Raw genomic sequence first — 24948 nt, forward strand, 5'->3', positions numbered from 1 at the left:
CTTAATTCCCTGCGTCATTCAGCATTGAAGGTACGAGAACATGGATCGCCTACAAGCAATGCAGGTCTTTACACGCGTCGTCGATACGAACAGCTTTTCGCGGGCGGCGGATACGCTCGATTTGCCGCGCGCATCGGTCACGACGATCATTCAGAACCTCGAAGCCTTTCTCAATGTGCGCCTGCTTCAGCGCACTACGCGCAGGCTCAATCTCACGCCGGACGGCGCGGCGTATTACGAGCGTTGCGTGCGCATTCTCGCGGACATCGAAGAAGCGGAGAGCACCTTCTCGAACAATGGAAAGGGTCCGCATGGCAAGCTGAGAGTCGATATGCCGGGCGCGATCGGGCGCCTGATCGTCATGCCTCAGCTATGCGATTTCCATACGCGCTATCCGGATATCGAGCTGATGATGGGCTTCGGCGACAAACCCGTCGATCTCATTCAGGAAGGCGTGGATTGCGTCATTCGCGTCGGCACGCTGCAGGATTCGAGTCTCGTCGCGCGGCGCATCGGCGTGTTTCAGGGCGTGACCGTCGCGAGTCCGCAATATCTGGAACGTCACGGCACGCCACGCACGCTCGACGACTTGCAGAACCACACGGCCGTCAACTATTTCTCGAGCCGCACCGGGCGCATCATGGACATGGATTTCGTCGTCGATGACGAGACCATCGAAGTGAAAATGCGCGGCATGATCGCGGTGAACGACGCGGAAGCGTACATGAGCTGCGGGCTCAAGGGCGTCGGCATCGTGCAGGTCGCGCGCTTCATGGCGCTGCCTTATCTGCGCTCCGGCGAATTGGTCGAAGTACTTCCGCAATGGAACCCGTTGCCGATGCCTATTTCGGCGGTCTATCCGCATAACCGGCATCTGTCGCCGAAAGTGCGTGTGTTCGTCGACTGGGTCGCGGAACTCTTCGAGCGCTGCCCGCTGCTGCAAGGTCAGAAGGACGCCGAGGAGCGCTGCCTGCCGACGAGCACCGCATCGCCGATGATCGTGCGTCACGGCACGCCCGAAGTCGCGGGCACAGCGGATGTCGTCGTTTAAGCGCTTTTTCTCCGATGCTTTTCATCGCCTCGACGAAAAGCATCGGTTTTTATAGAGTTTTTTGCCAAGCGCTCAGCTAACGGTGCCTGACGCGATTATTCGCTCACATCGATAAATCTATTCGCCAATCGCGCATTTATCCGCGTTGCGCGCGCGACTACAGTTCGTCCTGCCACGGCTTCATCCCGCTTCGTTTCCGGATGAGCCGTCATGATCGAAAGGAGTCGCACGATGAAAACCTATCTGCTTACGAGCCTGACCGTTGCCGCTGCGGCGGCCGTTGTTTCCAGCACGGCGTTCGCCGAAGGCGGTCAAGGCATTGGCCGCGCGGGAACGTATCTCACGCCGACACAGACCACCGCGAGCGCAAGCGAAGCGCCGAAAACACGCGCGCAAGTCCGCGCGGAGCTTGCGGCAGCGTATTCGAACGGCTCGTTGCCTGCGCTGAACCGCAACACGTATCCCGCGCGCAGCATGTGGGGTGATGCGGTCGCCGCGCAAGCGGAAGCACGCAACCGCGCCATCGTGAACTATGCGAACGGCTCGCCTGCTCAGGCAAATGTCGCCGAGCGTTGATCGTTCGGTTCCCTAACTCTTTAACGAACGAAGAGACCGCTCATGTTCGAAAACATATCGCTGGATCAGTTCTCCGCGCTCGATGACTTCCTGTCGACGACGCCCGTCTGGAAGCCGTTCGCCCAAGCGCAAGCGCCCTTGCACGAAGACGAACGCACCCGCCACGCCTGCGACGAAACCCCGGCGTAAGCACCGGCGAGTCGTCGTTCAGAACGCATCGACGGTCATCAATGCAGATTCGATGACGCCCGCGAGCCGCTCGAACGCGGGCGCGATGTCCGCATTCGGCACGCACGCGTAACCGAGCATCAAGCCTTTGCGCGCGGCATCGCGATTCATGTAGTACTGCACGAGCGGCCGCGTGACCACGCCCGCAGCAAAGGCGTCGGCGGTCACGGCGCGATCGTCGGCGCGCCCGGGCAATTCGAGCACGAAGTGCAGCCCGGCTTCGTCGCCACGGACGGCGAGCGAATCGCCAAAGCGCGCCCTGATTGCATTGATCAGCAATTCGCGCCTTTCCCCATACAGGCCCCGCATGCGCCGCACATGCGACGTGAGATGGCCGTCGAGAATGAATTCCGTCAATACGGCCTGCTGCATCAACTGCCCTTCGCGATACAACTCGGCCACGCCCGTGCGAAACGTATCGACGAGATTCTCCGGCACGACCATATAACCCATCCGCAAGCCGGGAAACAGCATCTTGCCGAGGCTGCCGACATAGATGACCTGCCCCGCGTCGTCGAGTCCCTGTAGCGACGAAAGCGGGCGACTGCCATAGCGGAACTCGCTGTCGTAATCGTCCTCGATGATCCACACGCCATGCTGCCGCGCGAATTCGAGCAGCGCGCGCCGCCTCGCGAGGCTCATCACCATGCCGAGCGGATATTGATGCGACGGCGTGACGAGCGCGATGCGCGGCGGCGCGGCCATGTCGCGCGGCGCGGGATTCAGGCCCTCGTCGTCGACCGGCACCGGCACGAGCGTCAGCCCCGACGACTGCAGCACGCTGCGCACGCCCCAGTAGCACGGCTCCTCTACCCACGCGCGGTCGCCGGCATCGGCGAGCAGGCGCACGGCCAGATCGATCGACTGATGAATGCCCGTTGTGATGATGATCTGGTCCGGCGTGCACTTCACGGAGCGCGCGACGCGCAGGTAATCCGACAGCGCGCGGCGCAGCGGCCGGTAGCCGCCGCCCGGCGCATACGTGAGCAAGTCGGGACTCGCGCGCTTCCAGAGGCGCGACTGCAGACGGCTCCATGTGTGCGAAGGAAACTCGGCGACATCCGGCACGCCCGGCATGAACGCGCCCCACTGCTTCGGTGCGACGCCCGCTTGCGCGATCAGCCGCTCGCCGCGCTTCGAGAGGATGCACGGCTTGCGCGGCGCATCGTCGTCAGCGTGCATGCGCCCCGGCGACGACGCGCCATCGCGCGGGGCGGTATCGGCGACATAGGTGCCGCTGCCCGTCGTCGACGTGACATAGCCTTCCGCCGTCAGTTGCTCGTAGACGTGCAGCACCGTATTGCGTGCGATCCCGAGGTCGAGAGCGAGCGTGCGCGAACTCGGCAGCTTGGTGCCCGGCGCGAGCTGGCCGGTCAGAATGGCCTGCTGCATCAGTTCGAGCACCTGCCGGTAGACCGGCGCCTCGAGCGCGCGGTCCAGGCGCGTGCTCAGCCAGTCCGCAAGAATGATCGTATCCACCGCACTTTCCGGGTAAGTGGGAGCCGGGCAAAAACGCCGCAAGTGGCTCCCCGCTGAATATTGAAATGGTTCCCCATTGTAGAACCGTCCCGGGCTATAGTTAGCGCAATTAGTGGAAAAAATTGCCGGGTTCGCCGGCTCGTTCCGGCACGAACCTGCTTTCGCGAGCGTTTGAACAGCCGTTGGACCTGCAACAAGCGCAATACGTATTCGGTTTTTCCGAAGGAGACACGGAAGATGAAATCGGATCAGGTGATCGTCAGCTTTCGCGGCGTTCGCAAGACTTACGACGGCGAAACGCTCGTCGTGAAGTCTCTGGACCTCGACATCTATCAGGGCGAATTCCTGACGCTGCTCGGACCGTCCGGCTCGGGCAAGACGACATGCCTCATGATGCTCGCCGGCTTCGAGTTCCCGACCGGCGGCGAGATCTGGCTCGACGGCAAGCTGCTCAACAAGGTGCCGCCGCACAAGCGCGACATCGGCATGGTGTTTCAGAACTACGCGCTCTTTCCGCATCTGTCGGTGCAGCAGAACGTCGAATATCCACTGACGGTGCGCAAGCTGTCCGCCGCCGAGCGCGCCGAGCGCGTGAACACTGCGCTGCGGATGGTCCGCATGGAGAGCTTCGCGAAGCGCTATCCGGCGCAGTTGTCGGGCGGCCAGCAGCAACGCATCGCGCTTGCGCGCGCGCTCGTCTTCGAACCGAAGCTCGTGCTGATGGACGAGCCGCTCGGCGCGCTCGACAAGCAATTGCGCGAACACATGCAGTACGAACTGAAATCGCTGCACGAGAAACTCGGCGTCACCTTCGTCTACGTGACGCACGATCAGGGCGAAGCGCTCACCATGTCGGACCGCGTCGCCGTGTTCGACAAGGGCATCGTCCAGCAACTCGATACGGTCGATCACCTCTACGAAGCGCCGTGCAACGAGTTCGTCGCGAACTTCATCGGCGATAGCAACCGGCTGCGCGGCGTCATCGAACAAACGCGCGGCGATTATTGCGAAATCCGTCTTGCGGACGGCACGCGTCTCTCCGGCCTGAACGTCGCGAAAGCCAAGGCCGGCGCGCCCGCCATCGCCTGCATACGGCCGGAGCGCATGAAACTCGCGGCGCGCATCGGCGGCATGAACGGGCAGACCAACGCGCTCGCCGGCGAAGCAAAGAGCCTCATCTATTTCGGCGATCACGTCCGCATGCGCTGCGGCGTGCGTGAGCAGGACGAGTGCTTCGTCAAGGTGCCGCTCGGCACCGAAGCGCTCGAAGGTTTCGCGCCCGGCGCGCCGGTCGCGCTCGAGTTTTCGCCCGAGCATTTGCGCGTGTTCGCGTGAGCCGTATCGAACGTGCGGCGCGCGTCATCGTTCTTCGCAGTCCACTGATAAAACCAAGCAGACAGAGGAAACCATCATGAAGAAGTTCGCACTGTGTTCCATCGCGGCAGCGGCGTTCGTGTGCGCGTCGGGCGTGTCCGGCGTATCGGCTGCGTTCGCGGCGGAGATTACCGTCGTCAACTTCGGCGGCGCGAACGGCGATGCGCAGAAGGTCGCGTTCAGTCAGCCATTCGAGAAATCGACCAATGACAAGGTGACTGCGGTCGAATACAACGGCGAACAGGCCAAGGTCAAAGCCATGGTCGAAGCGAAGCACGTCAACTGGGACGTGGTCGAAGTCGAATCCGGCGACCTCGGCCGTGGGTGCGACGAAGGTCTGTATGAAAAGCTCGACTGGTCGAAAATCGGCAAGAAGTCCGAGTTGGTTCCCGAGTCGCCGCAGACGTGCGGTGCCGGCTTCTTCGTTTGGTCGACGGCGCTCGCCTATAACGCCGACAAGCTCAAGAGCGCACCGGCCAGCTGGTCCGATTTCTGGGACACGAAGAAATTTCCCGGCAAGCGCGGCATGCGCAAGGGCGCACGCTACAACCTCGAATTCGCGCTGATGGCCGACGGCGTCGCGCCTAAAGACGTCTACAAGGTGCTCGGAACCAAGGCGGGCGCCGATCGCGCGTTCAAGAAGCTCGACGAATTGAAGCCGAGTATCCAGTGGTGGGAAGCGGGCGCGCAGCCGCCGCAATTCCTCGTCGCCGGCGATGTCGTGATGTCCACCGCTTACAACGGCCGTATCGATGCGGCACGCAAGGAAGGCAAGAACCTCAAGGTCGTGTGGAACGGCAGCATCTATGACCTCGACTACTGGGCCATTCCGAAGGGCTCGCCGAACAAGGACGTGGCGACGCAGTTCATCGCGTATTCGGTCTCGCAGAAGCCGCAGGAAATCTACGCGCAGCACATTGCATACGGTCCGGTGAACAAGGCCGCGATTGCCGCGCTCGATGCAAAGACGCAAGCCGATATGCCGAACTCGCCGGCCAACGCGAAGAACGCCGTGCTGCAGGACATGTCCTTCTGGACCGACCACGGCGACGAGCTGGAACAGCGTTTCACCGCGTGGGCGTCGAAGTAAGCGTTTCGGCGCGTGGTACGGCGGCCGCGCTCGAACCGGGCGCGACCGCAGGCAATGGCACTGGAGACACAAGCGTGAACACCATAACGATCGCCGCGGACGAGTCGCGCGAATCGAGCGCGCGTCTGAAACACGAGCTGAAGCTCGCCGACGCCCGCAAACGCGCGATGGCGCTCGCGCTCATCGCGCCGCTCGCGATATTTCTGTTCCTGATCTTCGTGGTGCCGATCGGCGCGCTTTTGACACGCGCCGTGCAGAACCCGGAAGTCGCGAACGCGCTGCCGCATACGGGCGCGGCGCTCGCCGCGTGGGACCGCAAGGCCGCGCCGCCAGACACGGCTTATGCCGCGCTCGCACAGGACCTCGCCACCATCCAGGATGGCGAATCGATGGGCGCCCTCGCCCGCCGCCTGAATACGGAGATCCCCGGTTATCGGTCGCTCGTCGCCAAGACCGCGCGCGCGATGCCGCTCACCGCCGACGACGGCAAGCCGCTGCCCGCCGCGCAAGTCCGCGCGAAGATCGTCGAGATCGACGAGCGATGGAGCGATCCGGCCTACTGGCAAGCCATCGCGAAGAACGCGGGCCGCTATTCGCCGTTCTATCTGCTGGCTTCGCTCGATCACAAACAGGACGGCTTCGGCAGCTTCGTTCACGCCGATCCGGATCAGTCCATCTATCTCAACGTCTTCGGGCGCACGTTCGTGATCGGCTTCGCCGTGACGTTCTTCGCGCTGCTGCTCGGCTATCCGCTCGCGTACTGGATCTCGACGCTGCCCGCGCGCCGCGCGAACCTCGTCATGGTGCTGGTGCTGATTCCGTTCTGGACGTCGGTGCTGGTGCGCGTCGCCGCGTGGATCGTGCTGTTGCAAAGCGAAGGGCTCGTGAACAAGGCGCTGATCGGCAGCGGACTGATCGGATCGCCGCTCGCCCTGCTTTTCAACCGCGTGGGCGTCTATATCTCGATGACGCACATCCTTTTGCCATTCATGATTCTGCCGCTCTACAGCGTGATGAAGTCCGTGCCGCCGACGTATCAGCGCGCCGCCGTCTCGCTCGGCAGCCATCCGTTCGCCGCATTCTGGCGCGTGTATGTGCCGCAGACGTATCCCGGCATCGGCGCGGGCGCGCTGCTGGTTTTCATCCTCGCGATCGGGTACTACATCACGCCCGCGCTGCTCGGCGGCCCGAACGACCAGATGGTGAGTTATTACATCGCTTATTTCACCAACGTGACGATCAACTGGGGCATGGCCTGCGCGCTCGGTGCGCTGCTGCTTGTCGCGACGCTCGTCCTTTACGTGGTCTATGGCCGCTTCACGCGCTCGAACGTCAGTCTGGGGTAACGCCGATGAAACTCGCCAAGCCGCTATTTGCGCCGCATACGTCCATCGTCGAGCGCGTCTGGTATTTCGCGTTGCGCATTCTCTGCGTGCTGACGTTGCTGTATCTGATTCTTCCGGTGCTGGCTATCGTGCCGCTGTCGTTTTCGTCGAGCACGTTCCTCGTCTATCCAATTCCCAGCTTCTCGATGCGCTGGTATCACAACCTCGTCATGTCCGACGAATGGCGCATGGCCGCGAAGAACAGCTTCATCGTGGCGCCGTCCGCAACCCTCGTCGCGACGATACTCGGCACGCTCGCCGCAGTCGGCCTCACGAAGGCGAACTTCGCCGGCAAGGGCTTGCTCATGGCCGTGCTCATCTCGCCGATGATCGTGCCGGTGATCGTCGTCGGCGTCGGCATGTATTTGTTCTTCGCGCCGCTCGGCATCGCGAATACGTACTTCGGGCTGATTCTGGCGCACGCGGCGCTCGGCGTGCCGTTCGTCGTGACGACCGTCGGCGCGACGCTGCAGAACTTCAACACGAATCTCGTGCGCGCGAGTCAGTCGCTCGGCGCGAATCCGCTGACGACATTCTTTCGCGTGACGCTGCCCGTCATCGCGCCGGGCGTGATCTCGGGCGCGCTTTTCGCGTTCGCCACTTCGTTCGATGAAGTCGTCGTCACGCTTTTCCTCGCCGGCGCCGATCAGACGACGCTTCCGCGCCAGATGTTCACCGGCATCCGCGAGAACATCAGTCCGACGATTGCGGCGCTTGCCACCATCCTCATCGTGTTCTCGACGAGCCTGCTGCTCGCGCTGGAATGGCTGCGCGGACGGGCGGCGGCGCGGGCGGTCGCGGCGTGAATTTGTGTCTGCGGTCGGTCTGCGGGCGTGGGCGCGGACCGGTCGTGAGGCTTGCGGAGCAAGGCTGCGGATGGCCCCACGAATGATCAGCAAGGGCATCGGGTGCGCTCCGATTCGGCGAAATCGCGGTACGGCTGGTCGTAGTAGTTGAGATTGAGGTGGTTCCAATGTCGGCGGGGCGCTGCTTTGTGTCGCTGGCCGGGCCTCGCGCGCGCTCGCAGACGGGGCAAAGCCCCGCCGATGAAGACGCGGACAGGGGCCGCGACGCTAAGCGCGTCCTTCCCCGCGCGTCGCCGCTTTTCTTGCAGAGAGGCCGAATCGCTAACGCGCAGACAGCGCCAAAATTGGTTTGCCGCTTACTCACGGCGGCGAAAGCCGATCCGCGCACCGAGAAGATTCGCAACGCCGACCATTACGAATCGAAAGCCATTCGGACCGAACCGCTACCCTCAGACCGTCCGAACCCCGCGCCCACAAAGGCTTCGACACGGTCCGAGCAAGTCCGCCGAAGCCCGCCGTCCGCTTCGCGAACGATTATTCGTTTCAACGGGACAGTGTTTTCACCTATAGGGTATTTATCGGAATGCTCCTAATGACTTACGTTCTAGGTCGAGTCAAAGCCTGGAACAATGCCATGACAGCCTTTTCGAAAAGAGCGGACCCGTGGTCACAGACGGTTCACCAGCTCGAAGTGATCCCAGCCGACACCGGCCGCACCGCCCCCTCCCAGCGCACCGCGCGCGCCGAAAGCACCTTCGTCGAACGTCTCACGCGCGACTGGAATCGCGCGCATCCGCAGCCATCGACGGCGCGCCTGCCGTATCCGCAAGCCATCGTCCGCGTGATCGAGCGCCCGAGCAGCGCGACCGCGCTCGTCTACTGGTCCGATCCCGGCACCTGCCATTACGGCTATCAAGGCTGGCGAGCGACGACCGCCACCGCGGACGGCGTCTGCTCGCTGTCCGGAATACCGATTCATCGCGGAGATCAGGTGTATCGGCCGTCGCAACGCGATCCGAAACCGCAGAACGCGTCCGCGATGATTCTCGCCGCCGCCATGCCTCGGAATGAGGAAGTCGAAGCCGACGTCCACGGCTGACCCCGACGCGCGCGAGGCCGTAACTGCGGATAGCGGTCAGTAGCCGACCGTAAACCGCTGCCTGATGTGCGCGCCGCGCTGGAATTCGTCGAGGAACGCGATCGCGAAATCGTCGAAGGAAATCCAGCTTCGGCCGGTGCTGTCGACGAGCAGTTCGTCCACGCCGAGCCGAAATCGCTGCGTCCGCGGCCCGCTGACGAACTCCGCCGACGGCGAAACGAAAGTCCAGTTCAGTTCGCGGTCGCGGCGCAGCGCGTCGAGGAACGCGGCTCCGGCCGTCGCTTCCGCGCGATACGCCTCTGGAAAGTCGGGCGAATCGAGAATGCGCTGGCCCGGCGCCGCATAGAGGCTGCCCGCGCCGCCCACCACCAATAGCCGCTCCACGCCCGCCCCCTTCACCGCGCCGACGATCGCGCTTTCCGGCACGCTCGCGAAGCGCGTTGCGCTGAAAACGGCGTCGTGACCGGCGAGCGCATCGGCGAGCGCGGCGGTATCGAGCGCATCGACGCTTTTTGCGGTGACACCGTCACGCGCCGCGAGCTTCGATACGTCGCGTGCGAGCGCCGTCACGGTGTGTCCGCGCCGCAACGCTTCTTGCGTGAGCCGGCTGCCGACATTGCCGGTTGCGCCGATGATCGCGATTCTGCTCATGCTCGTTCTCCTCGCTTTTTACCGTGCGCGCACGGGCATTTTCGCGCGCACAGCGGTTCTTCCACTCGAAAAGGAATGGCAGTTTCAATGGCGAACGCATCGCATTCATGCTCGTTATTGGGTGAATGCGATAACCGTGATTTCGGGCGCCCGCATTACCGGCCGCTTCGCCGAACCGCACGCAAGCTATCTGTCACGCAATTACCGCGCCGGATTTGCGCGTCGCCGCCGATAACCGAATCGCGCCGTCATAACGAAAACGCGCAGTGAACGCTCCGCGCCGCCATTAAACTGTAGGCCCCGCGCTCTTGCGAAGCGCGTCCCGACGGCGAATACCGGCGCGCCGGACGCATTCGTTTCGGAAGGGTTTCCAATGGACGTCGTCAATTTGTCATGACAGTTGGTTATCTTGCAGGTCCTCGCCGCTCCATTACCGGAAGGAGTAAACCGTGAAGAATCCGCAATTGCAGGGTGCCATCGAGGGACGCGACAATCCGGCTGGCGAAACCGCCTACGAGCCGGTTCCGCTTGGCGCGGCACCCGCTGAGTCAGCCGACGAAGCCGGCTACTCCGATTCGCTGGACATCCCGCTGAATTACGGCATCGTGATGGACGCTGTCAGGGACGCGGTCCGCGCAAATCCCTGAAGCGTTCGATCGTTCAAAGACTAGCGCCCCGACCGGGGCGTTTTTTTTTGCGCGATCGTTATTCGATCAAGACCGGCGCATCGAATATCGAATACATGGGACGCACGCGCCTTTTCACCTAGGATGTAAAAAGTCGAGACGCCGCGCGACGGCAATGTCGCCTGTGAGGGTCGAACCGATGCGCGCGGCGCCCTGCGCGTCGGCAGGACGGAGCGTCATGAGTTCCAGTTTCAAGAATCGGCGCGAGGCTGGCCGCGAGTTGGCCGCGCTGCTATCGCACTATGCGGGCCACGGCGACGTCATCGTTCTCGGCCTGCCGCGCGGCGGCGTGCCTGTCGCGTTCGAAGTGGCGCGCGCGCTCGGCGCGGCGCTCGACGTGCTCCTCGTGCGCAAACTGGGCGTGCCATCGCAGCCGGAACTCGCGATGGGCGCCATCGCTTCCGGCGATGCGTTCTATCTGGATCAGCGCATCGTCGATTATGCGGGCGTGAGCCAGCCCGAACTCGACGCCGTGATCGAACGGGAGCGCGCCGAACTGCAACGGCGCGCGTCGCTGTATCGCGGGCCGCGTCCGTCGCTCGATACGGGCGGCAAAGTGGCGATCCTCGTCGACGACGGCATGGCGACCGGCGCAACCATGCGCGCCGCCGCGATGTCGCTGCGCCACGGCAATGCGCCGCCCGCGCGCATCGTGGCCGCGCTGCCCGTTGCACCGATGGACGCCGACACGCGTCTCGCGGACGTGGTCGACGAATTCGCGTGCGTGTTGCGCCCGTATCACTATCTCGGCGTCGGCCAGTTCTATGTCGACTTCGACCAGACGAGCGACGACGAAGTGCGCGCGCTGCTAAAGCCGGGCGCTTCCTAACGCGTCCACGGCGCGTCGCCGCTGGCCTGCGCGAGGCCGTACTTCTCGCGCGCCGCGCGCAGCACGGAACGCTCGATTGCGCCGTCGTCCACGAGCGCCTTCAACGCCGCCAGCACGATCGCCACGCGGTCAACCTCGAAGAACGCGCGCAGCGACTGGCGCGTGTCGCTGCGGCCGAAACCGTCGGTGCCGAGCGTCACGTAGCGGCGCGGCACGTGCGCGCGGATCAGTTCCGGCAGCGCGCGAACGTAGTCCGTCGCGGCGATCACCGGCCCGCGCGATGCGTCGAGCGCACGCGTGACGTAGGGCGCGGGCGCATCCTCGGAAAGGCGCCCGAGACGCTCGCACGCCGCGCCGTCGCGATGCAGTTCCGTAAAGCTCGTCACGCTCCACACCGCAGCGCGGATGTTCCAGTCGGCGTCGAGCATCGCGCGCGCGGCGATCGCTTCGTTCAGGATCGCGCCGGAGCCGAGCAGCTGGACCTGCGCACCGGCGGCGGCATCGCCGGGCGTCAGGCGGTACATGCCGCGCAGGATGCCTTCGCGCGTCGCGGCGTCGAGCGTGCCGCCCGGCGCGGACGGCTGCGCGTAGTTCTCGTTCGTGACGGTCAGGTAATAGAACACGTCGTTCTGGCGCTGCATCATGTCCTGCATGCCTTCGTCGACGATGGCCGCGACTTCATACGCGAACGCGGGGTCGTAGGCGCGGCAGTTCGGAATCGTCGATGCGCTCAAATGGCTCGTGCCGTCCTGATGCTGCAAGCCTTCGCCGCCGAGCGTCGTGCGCCCCGACGTCGCGCCGACGAGAAAGCCGCGCGAGCGCTGGTCCGCCGCCGCGAAGATCAGGTCGCCGATGCGCTGAAAGCCGAACATCGAGTAGTAGATGTAGAACGGGAGCATCGGCAGGTCATGCACGCTATAGGACGTAGCCGCCGCGATCCACGACGAGATCGCGCCCGCCTCCGAGATGCCCTCTTCCAGAATCTGGCCGCGCGTGTCCTCGCGGTAATAGAGCATCGAGCCCATGTCCTCCGGCTCGTATAACTGGCCGAGCGGCGAATAGATCCCGACCTGCCGGAACAGGTTCGCCATGCCGAAGGTGCGCGCCTCGTCCGCGACCACGGGCACGATGCGCGGCCCGAGCGCCGCGTCTTTCATCAGGCTGCCGAGCATGCGCACGAACGCCATCGTCGTGGACATTTCCTTGCCGGCGGTGTCGAGCGCGAACTGCGCCCATGTGCCGAGCGCGGGCGGCGCGATCGGCTGCGACGCCTTCGCGCGGCGGCGCGGCAGATAGCCGCCGAGCGCCGCGCGCCGTTCGTGCAGATAGCGCATTTCGGGCGCATTCGCGGCGGGCTTGTAGAACTTGAGCGCTTCGACGTCCGCATCGGAAAGCGGCAGGCGGAAGCGATCGCGAAACGCCTTGAGGTCGTCGAGATCGAGCTTCTTTTGCTGATGCGTCGTCATGCGGCCCTGCCCGACCGTGCCCATGCCGAAGCCTTTCATGGTCTTCGCGAGGATGACGGTCGGCTGCCCCTTGTGCGCGAGCGCCTTCGCGTAAGCCGCGTGCAGCTTGCGCACTTCGTGGCCGCCGCGCCGCAGACGGTCGATGTCTTCATCCGACATATGCGCGACGAGCGCGGCGAGTTCCGGGTTCTGGCCGAAAAAACGCTCGCGGTTGTAGCGGCCGTCGTTGGCGGAAAAGGTCTGGAACTGGCCGTCGACGGTATGCGCGAACGCGCGCAGCAACGCGCCGGTGCGGTCGCGCGCGAAGAGCGCATCCCAGTCCGATCCCCACAGCACCTTGATGACGTTCCAGCCCGCGCCCGTGAACTGCGCTTCGAGTTCGTCGACGATGCGCCCGTTGCTGCGCACGGGACCGTCGAGCCGTTGCAGATTGCAGTTGATGACGAAAACGAGATTGTCGAGCCGCTCGCGCGACGCCAGCGACAGCGCGCCGATCGATTCCGGCTCGTCCATTTCGCCATCGCCGAAAAAGCCCCAGACCTTGCGGCCTTCGGTCTCTTTCAGCCCGCGATTCTGCAAATAACGCATGAAGCGCGCTTGGTAAATCGAGTTGATCGGCCCGATGCCCATGGAGCCGGTCGGGAACTGCCAGAAATCGGGCATCAGCCACGGATGCGGATAGGAACACAGTCCCGGTCCCGCGATCTCGCGGCGGTAATGCTCGAGATGCGCTTCGTCGAGAAAGCCTTCGAGATACGCGCGCGCATAGACACCCGGCGACGAATGCGGCTGGAAGTAGACGAGATCGCCGCCGTCGGCATCGCCGGCTGCGCGAAAGAAGTGGTTGAAGCCGACTTCGAAGAGATCGGCTGCGGACGCATAGCTCGCGATATGGCCGCCGAGTTCGCCATAAGCGCGGTTCGCGCGTACGACCATGGCGAGTGCGTTCCACCGCAGCACGGCGGCGAGCTTTTCCTCGATATCGAGATTGCCCGGATACGGCGGCTGTTCGCCGACCGCGATGGTGTTCGCATAAGGCGTCGCCCGCGCCCGCGCCGATTCGACGCCGACCGACAGCGCATGCTCCGCGAGCCGGTCGAACAGATACTGCGCGCGCGCCTTGCCGACGTGCGCGACGACGGCATCGAGCGCCTCCAGCCATTCGGCGGTTTCGGCGGGATCGCTGTCTTCGCGACCGCGCGCAAGGGAGAGAATCTGGCTGGTTCCGCTCGACAAGTCCGTCATGGCGTGGCTCCGCTGGCCTGGCTGGCTTTTGATGAGATCGTCAAGCATATCCAGTCCCGCACAGAATGTGCGTCTCATTTGGCTGTCCGCGCGCTTTGCGATAGTGTGTTTATTCTGCGAAAGCCTCTTTATCAGGAATATTCAGACTATGAGTTCGCAAGCGAAGCAGCGCCTGGACCGCATCGACATCGGCATTCTCAACGCGCTTCAGCAGGACGCGCGCATCACCAATTCCGAACTGGCGCGCGCGGTCAATCTTTCGCCGACGCCGTGCTTCAACCGCGTGCGCGCGCTCGAAAAGGCCGGGCTGTTCAGGCAGCACGTCACGCTTTTGAGTCCGGAAGCCCTCGGCCTGAGCATCAACGTGTTCATTCAGGTGAGTCTGGAAAAGCAGATCAAGGACGCGCTCGCGCGTTTCGAGCAGGCAATCAGCGAGCGCCCCGAGGTCATGGAGTGTTATCTGATGACGGGCGATGCCGACTATCTGCTGCGCGTCGTGCTGCCGGACGTGGCGGCGCTCGAGCGCTTCATTCTGGAGCGGCTCACGAAGATGCCGGGCGTGGCGAACATCCGGTCGAGCTTCGCGCTCAAGCAGGTGCGCTACAAGACGGCGCTGCCGCTGCCCGCGTCGGGGATGACGCTGCCGGAACCCAAGGACGAAAAAGAGGACTGGACGTGAATAAACCGAAGGCCTCCGCGAACGGAAGCCTTCGGCTATGAAGTCACGCGCCCGCTAGACGAGCGGCGGCGACCTTATGCGGAGATGGTGATATCCACGGTCGTGTTGGTCGACGACGTGCTCGACGCCTTCGCCGTGCCGCCAGCGATGTTTGCGTGGACCAGGGCTGCGCGATCGATTTTTTGCATGATAGTTTCTCGTGTGTGTGGTTGGAAAAGGGGGTGCCGCGCGACGGCAGCGTGATCCGGCGGCTTACGCCGTGATCGTGATCGTGACGTTGGTGTTCGACGTCGACGTGCTGGACGCCTTGGCCGTGCCGCCTGCGATGTTTGCCTGAACCAGTGCAGCGCGTTCGATCTTTTGCATGTGAAGCCTCGGTTGAAGAGAGTATGGAAAGAGTGGCACTGCGTTGCGCGCCACCCGCATTCAGCCATCCCGCCGATGAGGTTAGTCGTGCGAACCGATTCCACGGCGACACGATGACCGAGCGCGAGGAAGTCTAGCGAAGCGCGGATCGAAATCCCACGCCGAAAATTCCTAACTATCGCTCGGAGCGTCGCCATTCCTATGACACGGCGGCAAACAGCGGGCCGCCCGGCAACGCCCGCTTCGACATGCTTGGTCAAAAGCAGCAAAATGACGTTTTCGGCAATCATCGCTCGGGGACTCATGACATTCGACACTTCACTTCGCGCGCCTTCCTGGCAAACCATCGTCGAGACGGCTGAGCGCGCGGTCGCGTGCGGCGCGCTGCGAACGTTCGATACGGTGCCGCGCATCATCGAGGACGGCGGCGTGTCCTTTCTCGTGCGGCAAGCGGCGAATCTCGCGCGCAAGGAAGAGGCCGCCAAGCTCGCCGCGAAGTCGGCAGCGGATGCCGCAAGCGAATGGCGCGATCCGTTCTCGCCGTGCGAACCGGCGTTGCGCGTCGGCGATATCGGCGAGCGGCATCTTCTGCTGCTCAACAAGTTCAACGTGCTCGCGCGGCATCTGCTCGTCGTGACGACGCAGTTCGAGCCGCAGGAAGCCCTGCTCGATGCCGACGATTTCGGCGCGCTCCTCGCGTGCCTGCGCCAATTCGACGGCCTCGGTTTCTACAACGGCGGCGCGGTCGCTGGTTCCAGCCAGCCGCACAAGCACATGCAAGTCGTGCCGCTGCCGATCGACGGCCACGCCGTGCCGATCGAACCGGCTGTCGCCGGCGCGCGTAACGGGGCGCTCTTTCGCGTGCCGGCGCTCGCGTTCGAGCACGCGGCGGCCTGGCTCGGCGATGCATCGCGCGTCACGCCGGAATATGCGCGCGAGACGTATCGCGCGCTGCTCGGGGCGATCGGCGTCGAGGCGCTCGACGTGGCCGGGGCCGCGCATCAGTCGGCGCCGTACAACCTGCTCGTCACGCGTCGCTGGATGCTCGCCGTGCCGCGCACCGTAGCCGAAGTCGAAGGCATCGCGATCAATGCGCTCGGCTTCGCCGGCTCGCTGTTCGTGCGCGACGACGCCGCGCGCCGCATCGTGGAAACGCTCGGACCGATGACGCTGCTCGCACGCGCATCGCGCCCGGACGCACGCCCCGCGCGGCCTTGAAAAGCGCTGGCGCAGCCCGCAAGTCGGCTCTCGAACCTTCGGAGTCCATCATGGGAAGCCGCCCTCGCTTCATCGACGATCTTGCACGCGGCGCGCAAGAAACGTCGCCACGGTCGCAGTCAACGCCGCAGCCGCTCGATGACATCGCGCTCCTCGACGCCTATTCGCGCACCGTGATCGGCGCGCTCGAGCGCGTGCAGCAGGCCGTCGCGTTCATCGCCGTCGAGCGCGAACTCGCCGATGCTCACGGCGCGCGCCGCCACGCGGGCGGCACCGGCTCGGGCTTCATCTTCACGCCGGACGGGTATCTGCTGACCAATAGCCACGTCGTTCACGGCGCGACGCGCATCACCGTGACGCTCGCCGACGGCGCGCGCTTTCACGCCGATCTCGTCGGCGACGATCCCGGCAGCGATCTCGCGGTGCTGCGCATCGGTTCGCCGGAGCCGCTGCCGCATGTCGAGCTTGGCGAGTCCGGCAGCCTGCGCGTCGGCCAGATTGCGATTGCGGTCGGCAATCCGCTCGGTCTCGCGCAGACGGTGACGACGGGCGTCGTGTCCGCGCTCGGGCGCTCGTTGCGCTCGACATCGGGCCGCATGATCTACGACGTGATCCAGACCGACGCCGCGCTCAATCCCGGAAACTCGGGCGGGCCGCTCATCAACTCGGCGGGACAGGTCATCGGCGTTAATACGGCCATTATTTCGGGCGCGCAGGCCATCTCCTTCGCGACGGCCATCGACACGGCCAAGTGGGTCATCATGCAGATCTTCGCGTATGGCCGCGTGCGGCGCGCGTACATCGGCGTGGCCGGGACGACCGCGCCCGTGTCGCGGCGCGTGCAGCGGTATTTCGGGCTTGCGTCCGCGAGCGCGGTGCATGTTATGGAGGTCGTCAAAGGCAGTCCGGCTGCGCTCGGCGGCCTGCGCACCGGAGACCGCATCGTCGCGGTGGACGATGCGAGCGTCGATAGCGTCGATGGACTTCAGCGCACGCTCGACGCATCGCGCATCGAGCGGGCCGTGAAAATCGCCGTGCTGCGCGGCGCTCGGAAGCTCGACATCGACGTGACGCCTGTCGAGCAGACTGGCTGAATGCAACAGACGCGACCGTGGCTCGCAGGCGGCGGCATTCGTCCCGATGCCTGCCGCCCTAGAGCGCGCTTATTGGTTCACTGCGTCCGGTCTCCTTGCGCCTGCTCTCTTCCGTTCCCTAGCCGGTTCCTGGTTGCATGCCGCCGCTGGCGGCATCGCGCCACATCCTTGCAGTGCTAAACGTTCCCGCGCAATGGTTTATTCCGAAAGGCGCGCGCGGGTCAGGCCCACCGTTTGCGCTAGACAGAATGTTCTGGTGACTATGTGCGCTAGCAGCCGGTCAGGATCGCCACGATCCTGCCTAATGATGGAAGCAGCAGGCGCACGAACGGGTCACCGTTCGGCCAGCCTGCCCTACGGGGAAGGTCCCAAGGTCCGTTGAGAACCAAGTAAAAGGGATTGCCATGATCAAGCACAACAACAACCATTCCGTACCGCGCCGCCAGGCGTTTCGATGCAGCGGCCAGCAACTCGACGCCATCATGCGGTTCGCCGAAGAGCGAAAGCTCGACGAGCAGCCGCTGCAATGGGTCGTCGCGCAATACTGCCGTTCTCGCGCGAAGGCCGCGTAATCGCGCGTGGCCCGCGCGTCACTGCCCTGACACCGCACGCTGCCTGAGCACCCAGATGGCCGTCGGGACGGCGTAGTAGGCGCTCACATTGCCGGTCACGAGCTTGCCGGTGAGTTGGATGCGCGTGTTTTCGGCGGGTTCCGCGTCGATGATCTGAACCATCGATACATTCGATTGCTGCTTCGCGCCCTGCCCCGTGGTGCCCGCCGTGCCTGCAGTGCCCGTGACGCCGCTCGCGACGCAGATGGGACTCGCCAGCGACAGCACCAGCGCGGGCTTCGCGGACGCGTCGGCCTGATGCGTGGCCTGGTGCGTGACCGTGCCTTCGAGCGTGACGACATCGCCGTCGCTATAACACGGCGCCGCCCAAGCCGAACTCGCGCCTGCCGCCAGCAGCAGGACGATGCACGCGCACGCTTTCCCCGTCATTCGAGCCTCGCGAGGGGCGCGCCGCAACGCACGCGCCGACTATTTCCGAAAAGAGAAGCCCACACTTTAGGGCATGTCCGATGGGGTCGCAACCCGGCCAAATCGGCCAATTTTTTGTCGGATGACGTTTCGTTTATTGGCTTTCGGGTACGAACGTTGCTGCTATCTTATGAAGATCCAACACCGCGCACGTCTCGCGAAGCGCTGCGTCGTTCGATCCGTTCATCCGACGCCCGCACGCCCGACGATAAGCGCACGCTTTAACGGCTCGCGTCCGCGCGCGCCGTGGGAGGGCGACGATGAAGCAGGCAGCACATCTCGAAGCAAATCAGGTGATCGTAGGCGTGTTCACGTCTTATCGCGATGGACACGAAGCATTGCGGGCCTTGCAGCTCGCGGGACTTTCGCGCGACGAAGCGCATTTGTATCGGGCGGGTCACGGCGACAAGATGCTCGACGCCTTCCCGCTGCCCTCTCACGAGGAAGACGAAGCGGAATATGTGGCGCACGGCGAGCATCAGGGCGTGGTCGGCGCGCACAACCGTTTCGTGCCGCGCGAGCCGCCGCAGCAGCGGCCCGTCATGCCTTCGGCATCGAATGACTCGTGCCGCGAGCGCACTTTGCTCATCATCAGGATGACGGATCAAATCGAACCCAGCGCAATCGGCGACATGTTGCACGAACACGGCGCGATTGCCGTGAAAGATCCGGCCGGGCACTGGCGGTTTTCTCCTTACAGGAATTCCGCGAGCGCCTGAACGCCCCGACACCGCCGGAGACGACACGCAGCGGTCAATGCACGCGCCGATGCGCGGGCGGGCCGCTGTCGGCGCCGCGCGTTTGTTCGTCATCGCGATCAGCGCCTTCGTCCGCTTCCTGCGCCTCCTCCGCTTCCTGCCTCGCGAGGCGCATCGCTTCCTGCGCGGTGGATGCCCGCAGCGCGCGGCATCGCGCCGAATGCCGCAACGTGGCGAGCAGACGCATCACTTCTCTCGGTCTCGTTCTCATCGTCGCCTCCGCGTGGAGCAGTTGAGAAACGACTTTAAGTCTAGGCAGCAAATGGCCGAAGACAAGGCCTTCGATGAAATAATCGCGCGCCGCATTCGCGCTTCTCCGGTGCGCGCGCACGACATGTTTGCGTGAACCGTCCGGTTAAAAGAGTGCCGTGACGCGCCTGCAACAGTGCGGAAAAGAACTTTACTGTCGCCTTGCCAGCCCGGTGCGTTGTCCGCAGAATGCAAGCAACGGCTTAAAAAAGCTGCTTTCGATCACGGAAGTCAACCGCGGAGATTCGATGGCGACCCTGGAAGGTAAAGCGCGTTTCGGTTTCGATACCGATAACACGAGCGCCGGCATCGCCATCATGATTCTCACGACCGCGGCATTCGCGGCAAGCGATTCCACCGTCAAGCTGATCGGCGCCGCCGTTCCCATCGTCGCGCTGCTGTGGGTGCGCTATCTCTTTCAGATGATCGTGCTCGGCGTCTGGCAAGCGCGGCGCGGCGCGTTCGGACTCTTTCGCACCGGCAGCGTGAAGCTGCAAGTCGTGCGCGCGTTGCTCCTTCTTGCCAATTCCGCGTGCACGTTCGCCGGCTTGCGCTATCTGCCGCTTCCCGTCAGCACGTCGCTTGCGATGCTCGCCCCGCTCATCTCGACGCTGCTCGCCGCGCTCGTCCTCAAGGACGACGTGCCGCGCAGCAAATGGGCGATGGTCGTGCTCGGCTTCATCGGCATGCTGCTCGTCGTGCGGCCGGGCGGCAGCGCGTTTTCGTGGACGGTGATCTTCCCCATCGCGTCGGCAACCACGTTCGCGTGCTTTCAGGTGGTATCGAGCCACCTGTCGCGCGTCGACGACGCCATCACCACGAACTTTCTCACTGCGCTCGTCGCGACGGCCGTGCTGTGCGTGCTGGTGTGGATGGATCAGGCACAGCTCATGCCGGAACTGGCGCGCGTCGGAGCGGGAAGCTGGCTGCTGGTTGCATTCATGGCGACAATGGCGACCGGCGGCCAGGCGCTCATGCTTCAGGCGCTGCGCCGCGCCCCGCTTTCCGTGCTGACGCCGTTCTCCTACGCGCAGCTCGCTTTTGCGTCGTGCTTTAGCTGGCTGCTATTCGGGCAAGTGCCGGATTTCTGGATGACCATCGGCATGTGCGTCATTGCGGCAAGCGGAATCGGCACGGTGCTGATGCACGGTCGCAAACCCGTGCAGGCGTGAAGCCGCCGTACTACAGCGCCGTTGTGTCTGCCTGATCGTGTCAGCCCGAAAGACGCGGCAATCAGAAGAGATTCAGCACGCCGAGCTTTGACCGGTGCAAAGCCAGTGCACGTCGACATCGAGCGCATTCGCAATGCGATTGAACGCGTGGAGTGGCGGAACGGTAATGCCGCGCCGCCAGAATTGCACGTCGTGTTCGGTTACGTCGACCCATCTGGCCGCTTTCGCCGAACTGACGTTTGCTTTTTGCATCGCGCGGTCAAGGCGCGCGGCCATTGCTCGCCGCAGGACATTGTCTTCGTGACTGCGTTCAAGGTGTCCGATGGTTTGGGTATGTCGGCCCATTTCTGCTTCAACTCTCTCGATTATATTTTCGCCGTTCAGCGCCGGCTGATATTCGCGCAGCTGCGAATCATACGGAGTAAGGATGACGCGTCAGTGACACGTTCCGGCGACCGCGCTGCGTTGTGAGAGCGAGATTCTTTCAACTGCATGCACACGCGTCAAGTGGGGAAACATCGCATCCGGTAAAGCTGACTTTAGGTGTTTACCCGTTGGAGTTTGCTGTCACCGCGCATTTATCGTTTGCGGATACGATCGTTCGAACAGAACTCTGCCTTATACATATTAATAATGTATTAATAACGAGCTCGGTTTCAAAATCCGCATCACCCGAGCCGCCATTATTCATTATCAAAACCGCAGGCGAAATTCGAATTGACAGCGAATCTGTTTTCTTTAGAATGACTTGTTCGCTGCACCGCACAAATCCATGCGGATTATTAAAAGCCAACTTCATATGGAGTCGAGCATGAGCAGTCTCGCGCCGGAACAACTTCTCGCATCCCAACAGGCTGGACTGGACGCCACTTTCGGACTTGCCACGCAAGCGGTCCAGGGCTTCGAAAAGCTGATCGACCTCAACGTTCGTACGCTGAGAACCGCGCTCGCCGAGCAGCAGGAACTCGTCGGCAAGACCTTCACGGTTCGCGACGTGCAGGAGTTCTTCGCGCTGCAGAACGCGCAGATTCAACACAACGCTCAGCGCACGCAAACGTACTGGCAAAACGTCAGCCAGATCGCGACCGACGTGCGCGGCGCGTATCTTCAGGCCGCGCAGGATCAACTCGCGAAGTCGCAGCGCAATGCGCAGGCGTTCGTCGAGAGCTTCGTGAGCAGCGCGCCGGCGGGCAGCGATGCGGTCGTGTCGGCGTGGAGATCGGCAATCGACGCGGCCACGCAATCCGCGAATTCCGCTTACGAAGCCGCGCGCAGTTCCGCGCGCCAGGTCGTCGAGGCCGCGCAAAGCGATGCCGGGAACACGGCGGTCACCGCCGTCGCGCCGAGCCAGCCCGCGCCGGCAGAAGCGCCGGTTCCGGCCGTGCGCGTCGTGCCCGGCAAACCGGCTGGCTCCAAGAAGTAACGGCCATCGCAGGCGGACGCCCGTCCGCCTCGCTTCCCTAGCCCGAAAACACCGTCAGCACCAGTTCGTGCGATCGGCCTATCCATACGGCCGAATCGCGGTGATCGCGCAGTTCGTCGCCCGTGTTGGGATGCAGGAAAACATCGAGCGCGCCGTGGTTGAGCGCGAGCCATTCGAGCATCGGCGCAAGCAGTGCACGGCCGAACCCGAGTTGGAACGACCAGCACGGATGCGGTCCCACGGTGCGTTCATGAAATCGCCCGAGCATCAGCGCGCCGCCTGCCAATTCGCCCGCAAAGCGTTCTGAGACAAGCCGCCTCAGGTCCCAGGCGGCATCGCGGCTGTCGGCGTCGAAGTAGACATGCGCGTGCCAGCTCGATATGTCGGATGTATCCGCTGCGTGCATCGTTTCACTCCTGCGCGGCAATGTCGGGCGTTCATTTTAGCGAACGCGTCAATACGCGCCGCCGCCGCCCATGCTTCCGCCCGATGACCGGTTGTACGACGAAGATCCGCCTCCGCCTTCCGTCTGGCATCCGGCAAGCGATGCCGCAAGCAACGCAAACACAATCGCTACGATTCTAGCGAGTTTCATGACGGGCCTCCCGGTCAGGTCGACGACGCCACGCGGCGCCGTTTCTCCCTAAACGCGCCGCGCGGCTGCGATATTCCCGCATGCTAGACTACTGTACATGCGTACAGTCTCCGAGCCCGCCTACACCGTCGCCGTGCGCGCGCTATGCGAGTTCACCGCGAAACAGGGCGATCTCGACCTGCGGTTCACGCCGACGCCCACGGCACAGGAAGGCATGGCAGGCCACGTCGCCGTGACGAATCGCCGGTCGGCGGGTTATCTGAAGGAAATCGCACTCAGCGCAAACTACGGGCCGCTTTGCGTGCGCGGGCGCGCCGACGGCTTCGATCCCGCCGCGAACCGGTTGGAGGAAATCAAGACGCATCGCGGCAAGCTGGAGTCCATGCCGCAGAATCACCGGCATCTTCACTGGGCGCAGGCGCGTGTCTATGGGCATCTGATGTGCCGGAAGCTCGGGCTGGAAAGTATCGAGATCGCGCTCGTTTATTTCGATATCGTCGATCAAACCGAAAGTGTGCTCGCCGAAACACAGACGGCTGCCGCGCTGAAGGAACACTTCGACCGCCAGTGCGAGCGGTTCATCGCGTGGGCCGAGCAGGAAATGCGGCACCGCGCGGACCGCGATGCGTCTCTTTCGGCGCTCGCCTTTCCGCACGACGCCTTTCGCCCCGGCCAGCGCGCGCTCGCGGAAGCGGTGTATCGCGCGGCGATGTCGCAACGCTGCCTCGTCGCACAGGCGCCGACCGGCATCGGCAAGACCGTCGGCACGCTTTTTCCGCTGCTGAAGGCGTGGTCCGCGCAGCAACTCGACAAGATCTATTTCCTGACCGCAAAGAGCGCGGGCCGGCAACTCGCGCTCGATGCGCTCACGACGCTCGGCGCGCGCGCAAGCGAGCCGCTGCGCGTGGTTGAACTCGTCGCCCGCGACAAGTCGTGCGAGCACCCCGACCGCTCCTGCCACGGCGATTCGTGCCCGCTCGCGCGCGGCTTCTACGACCGGCTGCCGGCTGCGCGCGCCGCCGCGCTCGAACGCGCGCATCTCGACCGCGCCTCGGTGGCCGACACCGCGCGCGAGCACGCCGTCTGTCCGTACTATTTGAGCCAGGAATTGTCGCGCTGGGCGGACGTGATCGTCGGCGACTACAACTATTACTTCGACACGAGCGCCATGCTCTTCGCGCTCGCGGAAGCGAACCGCTGGCGCGTGGCGGTGCTCGTCGACGAGGCGCACAACCTCGTCGACCGGGCGCGCGGCATGTATTCCGCGACGCTCGACCAGGCGGCGTTCAGCGCGATGCGCCGCGCCGCGCCGCCGGTTTTCGGCAAGACGCTCGCGCGCGTGGCGCGCAGTTTCAGCGACGCGAGCCGCGATCAGCACGCGGCGGGCATCGGGTACGCGGCGCACGCCGAACCGCCCGCGAAGCTGCTGACGGCGCTCGGGCAGGCGGTATCGTCGATGACGGAAACGCTCGCCGAGCAGCCGGACGTCTTCACGCCCGATGTCCTGCGCTTTTATTTCGATGCCGTGCATTTCACGCGCATCGCCGAACGGTTCGGCGCGCATTCGATGTTCGACATCGCGCTCGCCGGCAAGCGCCAGGCGTCGTTCTGCCTGCGCAACGTGATTCCCGCGCCGCACCTTGCACCGCGCTTCGCCCGCGCGCATACCGTTGCGCTTTTTTCCGCGACGCTCACGCCCGCGCACTTCTACGCCGACACGCTCGGCGTGCCCGCGACGGCCGTGCGAATCGACGTGGAATCGCCGTTCAGCGCGGATCAACTCGACGTGCGCGCCATCGCCGACGTCTCGACGCGCTTTCGCGACCGCGCGCGCTCGGTGGAGCGCATCGCGGATCTGATCGCCGCGCAGTACCTCGACGCGCCGGGCAATTACCTGAGTTTTTTCAGCAGCTTCGACTATCTGGCGCAAGTCGCGTCGGCGCTTGGCGAACGCCATCCGTCGATTCCGATTTGGCAACAATCCCGCGCGATGAGCGAAGCCGCGCAGCAGGCATTTCTCGGGCGATTCGAAGAGGACGGGCGCGGCATCGGCTTCGCGGTGCTCGGCGGCGCGTTCGGCGAGGCGATCGATTTGCCGGGCACGCGGCTCATCGGCGCATTCGTCGCGACGCTCGGGTTGCCGCAACTGAATCCGGTGAATCAGGAGATGAAGGCGCGCATGCACGACGCGTTCGGCGAAGGCTACGCGTACACCTATCTCTTTCCCGGCCTTCAGAAGGTCGTGCAGGCGGCGGGCCGCGTGATTCGCGGACCGCAAGATCGCGGCGTGCTGTATCTCATCGACGACCGTTTCGCGCATGCCGAAGTGCGGCGGCTCCTGCCGGCGTGGTGGAACGTCAAGGTGCTGCGCAAGAGCGCTGCATGAGCA

At 64.1% G+C, this 24948-nt stretch carries 27 protein-coding genes; 20 read left to right on the forward strand and 7 right to left on the reverse strand.

The features are described 5' to 3' along the window. The first annotated feature begins 40 nt into the window (after nt 1-40). From LDZ27_RS18235 to LDZ27_RS18245, 3 genes are all read left to right on the forward strand, one after another. Nucleotides 41-1051 carry a LysR family transcriptional regulator gene (locus LDZ27_RS18235; protein WP_244816285.1) on the forward strand — a complete coding sequence of 337 codons (1011 nt, stop codon included), beginning with the start codon at nt 41-43 and terminating at the stop codon, nt 1049-1051. A 231-nt stretch (nt 1052-1282) separates the two neighbouring features. Beyond that, a complete protein-coding gene (locus tag LDZ27_RS18240; RefSeq protein WP_244816286.1) occupies nt 1283-1627 on the forward strand; it encodes a DUF4148 domain-containing protein in 345 nt (114 codons plus the stop codon). Between the two features lie 42 nt (nt 1628-1669). Next, nucleotides 1670-1816 (forward strand): hypothetical protein, encoded by a 147-nt coding sequence (locus LDZ27_RS18245; RefSeq protein WP_244816287.1) that lies wholly within the window; start codon nt 1670-1672, stop codon nt 1814-1816. An 18-nt stretch (nt 1817-1834) separates the two neighbouring features. Here the strand turns inward: LDZ27_RS18245 and LDZ27_RS18250 are convergent, their stop codons facing one another. Next, nucleotides 1835-3334: a PLP-dependent aminotransferase family protein gene (locus tag LDZ27_RS18250; RefSeq protein ID WP_244816288.1), complete on the reverse strand. Its 1500-nt coding sequence runs from the start codon at nt 3332-3334 to the stop codon at nt 1835-1837. Nucleotides 3335-3571: 237 nt separating this feature from the next. Between LDZ27_RS18250 and LDZ27_RS18255 the strand changes: the two genes are divergently transcribed. The 5 genes from LDZ27_RS18255 to LDZ27_RS18275 all read left to right on the forward strand — a co-directional run bounded on the left by LDZ27_RS18255 (nt 3572) and on the right by LDZ27_RS18275 (nt 9088). Next, complete coding sequence (locus LDZ27_RS18255) at nt 3572-4669, forward strand: ABC transporter ATP-binding protein (protein WP_244816289.1); 1098 nt, start codon at nt 3572-3574, stop codon at nt 4667-4669. A gap of 76 nt (nt 4670-4745) precedes the next feature. Continuing rightward, entirely contained in the window at nt 4746-5798 is a 1053-nt protein-coding gene (locus LDZ27_RS18260; RefSeq protein ID WP_244816290.1) for an ABC transporter substrate-binding protein, read from the forward strand. 74 nt (nt 5799-5872) lie between these two features. Then, nucleotides 5873-7144, forward strand: a complete 1272-nt coding sequence (locus LDZ27_RS18265) for an ABC transporter permease (RefSeq protein WP_370653411.1) — start codon at nt 5873-5875, stop codon at nt 7142-7144. A gap of 5 nt (nt 7145-7149) precedes the next feature. Then, the gene (locus LDZ27_RS18270) at nt 7150-7989 is read left to right on the forward strand and encodes an ABC transporter permease (protein WP_244816291.1); all 840 of its coding nucleotides are present in this window, start codon (nt 7150-7152) and stop codon (nt 7987-7989) included. A 634-nt stretch (nt 7990-8623) separates the two neighbouring features. Beyond that, the gene (locus tag LDZ27_RS18275) at nt 8624-9088 is read left to right on the forward strand and encodes a DUF3331 domain-containing protein (protein ID WP_244816292.1); all 465 of its coding nucleotides are present in this window, start codon (nt 8624-8626) and stop codon (nt 9086-9088) included. A gap of 36 nt (nt 9089-9124) precedes the next feature. On the opposite strand, the gene LDZ27_RS18280 is transcribed toward LDZ27_RS18275, so the two are convergent. Beyond that, nucleotides 9125-9739 carry an NAD(P)-dependent oxidoreductase gene (locus tag LDZ27_RS18280; protein WP_244816293.1) on the reverse strand — a complete coding sequence of 205 codons (615 nt, stop codon included), beginning with the start codon at nt 9737-9739 and terminating at the stop codon, nt 9125-9127. Here LDZ27_RS18280 and LDZ27_RS18285 point away from each other — a divergent pair. From LDZ27_RS18285 to LDZ27_RS18295, 3 genes are all read left to right on the forward strand, one after another. Further along, nucleotides 9720-9974, forward strand: a complete 255-nt coding sequence (locus tag LDZ27_RS18285; RefSeq protein ID WP_244816294.1) for a hypothetical protein — start codon at nt 9720-9722, stop codon at nt 9972-9974. The genes LDZ27_RS18280 and LDZ27_RS18285 overlap by 20 nt on opposite strands. Nucleotides 9975-10188: 214 nt before the next feature. Next, complete coding sequence (locus LDZ27_RS18290) at nt 10189-10386, forward strand: hypothetical protein (RefSeq protein WP_244816295.1); 198 nt, start codon at nt 10189-10191, stop codon at nt 10384-10386. A 217-nt stretch (nt 10387-10603) separates the two neighbouring features. Next, complete coding sequence (locus tag LDZ27_RS18295; RefSeq protein ID WP_244816296.1) at nt 10604-11254, forward strand: phosphoribosyltransferase; 651 nt, start codon at nt 10604-10606, stop codon at nt 11252-11254. Here LDZ27_RS18295 and mdeB read toward each other — a convergent pair. After that, nucleotides 11251-13965, reverse strand: coding sequence for an alpha-ketoglutarate dehydrogenase (gene mdeB / locus LDZ27_RS18300; protein WP_244816297.1), 2715 nt, complete (start codon nt 13963-13965; stop codon nt 11251-11253). The genes LDZ27_RS18295 and mdeB overlap by 4 nt on opposite strands. 148 nt (nt 13966-14113) lie before the next feature. Between mdeB and LDZ27_RS18305 the strand changes: the two genes are divergently transcribed. From LDZ27_RS18305 to LDZ27_RS18320, 4 genes are all read left to right on the forward strand, one after another. Beyond that, a complete protein-coding gene (locus LDZ27_RS18305) occupies nt 14114-14644 on the forward strand; it encodes an Lrp/AsnC family transcriptional regulator (protein ID WP_244816298.1) in 531 nt (176 codons plus the stop codon). A gap of 669 nt (nt 14645-15313) precedes the next feature. Then, complete coding sequence (locus LDZ27_RS18310; protein ID WP_244816299.1) at nt 15314-16228, forward strand: DUF4922 domain-containing protein; 915 nt, start codon at nt 15314-15316, stop codon at nt 16226-16228. 50 nt (nt 16229-16278) lie between these two features. Continuing rightward, a complete protein-coding gene (locus LDZ27_RS18315; RefSeq protein ID WP_244816300.1) occupies nt 16279-17322 on the forward strand; it encodes a S1C family serine protease in 1044 nt (347 codons plus the stop codon). 404 nt (nt 17323-17726) lie between these two features. Further along, the gene (locus tag LDZ27_RS18320) at nt 17727-17894 is read left to right on the forward strand and encodes a hypothetical protein (protein WP_244816301.1); all 168 of its coding nucleotides are present in this window, start codon (nt 17727-17729) and stop codon (nt 17892-17894) included. An 18-nt stretch (nt 17895-17912) separates the two neighbouring features. On the opposite strand, the gene LDZ27_RS18325 is transcribed toward LDZ27_RS18320, so the two are convergent. Next, nucleotides 17913-18323, reverse strand: a complete 411-nt coding sequence (locus LDZ27_RS18325; RefSeq protein ID WP_244816302.1) for a hypothetical protein — start codon at nt 18321-18323, stop codon at nt 17913-17915. A 299-nt stretch (nt 18324-18622) separates the two neighbouring features. Here LDZ27_RS18325 and LDZ27_RS18330 point away from each other — a divergent pair, with 299 nt between their 5' ends. Beyond that, complete coding sequence (locus LDZ27_RS18330; protein WP_244816303.1) at nt 18623-19081, forward strand: hypothetical protein; 459 nt, start codon at nt 18623-18625, stop codon at nt 19079-19081. Nucleotides 19082-19115: 34 nt separating this feature from the next. On the opposite strand, the gene LDZ27_RS18335 is transcribed toward LDZ27_RS18330, so the two are convergent. After that, entirely contained in the window at nt 19116-19331 is a 216-nt protein-coding gene (locus LDZ27_RS18335) for a hypothetical protein (RefSeq protein WP_244816304.1), read from the reverse strand. Between the two features lie 286 nt (nt 19332-19617). On the opposite strand from LDZ27_RS18335, the gene LDZ27_RS18340 reads away from it, so the two are divergent. The 3 genes from LDZ27_RS18340 (at nt 19618) to LDZ27_RS18350 (ending at nt 21964) form a co-directional block, all read left to right on the forward strand. Then, nucleotides 19618-20541, forward strand: a complete 924-nt coding sequence (locus LDZ27_RS18340) for a DMT family transporter (protein WP_244816305.1) — start codon at nt 19618-19620, stop codon at nt 20539-20541. A 105-nt stretch (nt 20542-20646) separates the two neighbouring features. Further along, nucleotides 20647-21012 carry a hypothetical protein gene (locus LDZ27_RS18345; RefSeq protein ID WP_244816306.1) on the forward strand — a complete coding sequence of 122 codons (366 nt, stop codon included), beginning with the start codon at nt 20647-20649 and terminating at the stop codon, nt 21010-21012. A 340-nt stretch (nt 21013-21352) separates the two neighbouring features. Further along, the gene (locus LDZ27_RS18350) at nt 21353-21964 is read left to right on the forward strand and encodes a phasin family protein (RefSeq protein ID WP_244816307.1); all 612 of its coding nucleotides are present in this window, start codon (nt 21353-21355) and stop codon (nt 21962-21964) included. 37 nt (nt 21965-22001) lie between these two features. Here LDZ27_RS18350 and LDZ27_RS18355 read toward each other — a convergent pair whose 3' ends face one another. Both LDZ27_RS18355 and LDZ27_RS18360 read right to left on the reverse strand, forming a co-directional pair. Continuing rightward, nucleotides 22002-22370 (reverse strand): DOPA 4,5-dioxygenase family protein, encoded by a 369-nt coding sequence (locus tag LDZ27_RS18355; RefSeq protein WP_244816308.1) that lies wholly within the window; start codon nt 22368-22370, stop codon nt 22002-22004. 48 nt (nt 22371-22418) lie between these two features. Continuing rightward, nucleotides 22419-22559 (reverse strand): hypothetical protein, encoded by a 141-nt coding sequence (locus LDZ27_RS18360; RefSeq protein ID WP_244816309.1) that lies wholly within the window; start codon nt 22557-22559, stop codon nt 22419-22421. 97 nt (nt 22560-22656) lie between these two features. Between LDZ27_RS18360 and LDZ27_RS18365 the strand changes: the two genes are divergently transcribed. Further along, nucleotides 22657-24945 (forward strand): ATP-dependent DNA helicase, encoded by a 2289-nt coding sequence (locus LDZ27_RS18365; RefSeq protein WP_244816310.1) that lies wholly within the window; start codon nt 22657-22659, stop codon nt 24943-24945. Nucleotides 24946-24948: the final 3 nt, after the last annotated feature.

This window comes from Caballeronia sp. Lep1P3, from assembly GCF_022879595.1.
In the GTDB taxonomy this organism is placed as follows: domain Bacteria; phylum Pseudomonadota; class Gammaproteobacteria; order Burkholderiales; family Burkholderiaceae; genus Caballeronia.

Excerpts from the sequence above, each read along its gene's own strand:
- LDZ27_RS18235 (WP_244816285.1), top strand. The coding sequence starts at position 41 with ATGGATCGCCTACAAGCAATGCAGGTCTTTACACGCGTCGTCGATACG.
- LDZ27_RS18240 (WP_244816286.1), top strand. The coding sequence starts at position 1,283 with ATGAAAACCTATCTGCTTACGAGCCTGACCGTTGCCGCTGCGGCGGCC.
- LDZ27_RS18245 (WP_244816287.1), top strand. The coding sequence starts at position 1,670 with ATGTTCGAAAACATATCGCTGGATCAGTTCTCCGCGCTCGATGACTTC.
- LDZ27_RS18255 (WP_244816289.1), top strand. The coding sequence starts at position 3,572 with ATGAAATCGGATCAGGTGATCGTCAGCTTTCGCGGCGTTCGCAAGACT.
- LDZ27_RS18260 (WP_244816290.1), top strand. The coding sequence starts at position 4,746 with ATGAAGAAGTTCGCACTGTGTTCCATCGCGGCAGCGGCGTTCGTGTGC.
- LDZ27_RS18270 (WP_244816291.1), top strand. The coding sequence starts at position 7,150 with ATGAAACTCGCCAAGCCGCTATTTGCGCCGCATACGTCCATCGTCGAG.
- LDZ27_RS18275 (WP_244816292.1), top strand. The coding sequence starts at position 8,624 with ATGACAGCCTTTTCGAAAAGAGCGGACCCGTGGTCACAGACGGTTCAC.
- LDZ27_RS18285 (WP_244816294.1), top strand. The coding sequence starts at position 9,720 with ATGATCGCGATTCTGCTCATGCTCGTTCTCCTCGCTTTTTACCGTGCG.
- LDZ27_RS18280 (WP_244816293.1), bottom strand. The coding sequence starts at position 9,739 with ATGAGCAGAATCGCGATCATCGGCGCAACCGGCAATGTCGGCAGCCGG.
- LDZ27_RS18295 (WP_244816296.1), top strand. The coding sequence starts at position 10,604 with ATGAGTTCCAGTTTCAAGAATCGGCGCGAGGCTGGCCGCGAGTTGGCC.
- mdeB (WP_244816297.1), bottom strand. The coding sequence starts at position 13,965 with ATGACGGACTTGTCGAGCGGAACCAGCCAGATTCTCTCCCTTGCGCGC.
- LDZ27_RS18305 (WP_244816298.1), top strand. The coding sequence starts at position 14,114 with ATGAGTTCGCAAGCGAAGCAGCGCCTGGACCGCATCGACATCGGCATT.
- LDZ27_RS18310 (WP_244816299.1), top strand. The coding sequence starts at position 15,314 with ATGACATTCGACACTTCACTTCGCGCGCCTTCCTGGCAAACCATCGTC.
- LDZ27_RS18315 (WP_244816300.1), top strand. The coding sequence starts at position 16,279 with ATGGGAAGCCGCCCTCGCTTCATCGACGATCTTGCACGCGGCGCGCAA.
- LDZ27_RS18320 (WP_244816301.1), top strand. The coding sequence starts at position 17,727 with ATGATCAAGCACAACAACAACCATTCCGTACCGCGCCGCCAGGCGTTT.
- LDZ27_RS18325 (WP_244816302.1), bottom strand. The coding sequence starts at position 18,323 with ATGACGGGGAAAGCGTGCGCGTGCATCGTCCTGCTGCTGGCGGCAGGC.
- LDZ27_RS18330 (WP_244816303.1), top strand. The coding sequence starts at position 18,623 with ATGAAGCAGGCAGCACATCTCGAAGCAAATCAGGTGATCGTAGGCGTG.
- LDZ27_RS18335 (WP_244816304.1), bottom strand. The coding sequence starts at position 19,331 with ATGAGAACGAGACCGAGAGAAGTGATGCGTCTGCTCGCCACGTTGCGG.
- LDZ27_RS18340 (WP_244816305.1), top strand. The coding sequence starts at position 19,618 with ATGGCGACCCTGGAAGGTAAAGCGCGTTTCGGTTTCGATACCGATAAC.
- LDZ27_RS18350 (WP_244816307.1), top strand. The coding sequence starts at position 21,353 with ATGAGCAGTCTCGCGCCGGAACAACTTCTCGCATCCCAACAGGCTGGA.
- LDZ27_RS18355 (WP_244816308.1), bottom strand. The coding sequence starts at position 22,370 with ATGCACGCAGCGGATACATCCGACATATCGAGCTGGCACGCGCATGTC.
- LDZ27_RS18360 (WP_244816309.1), bottom strand. The coding sequence starts at position 22,559 with ATGAAACTCGCTAGAATCGTAGCGATTGTGTTTGCGTTGCTTGCGGCA.
- LDZ27_RS18365 (WP_244816310.1), top strand. The coding sequence starts at position 22,657 with ATGCGTACAGTCTCCGAGCCCGCCTACACCGTCGCCGTGCGCGCGCTA.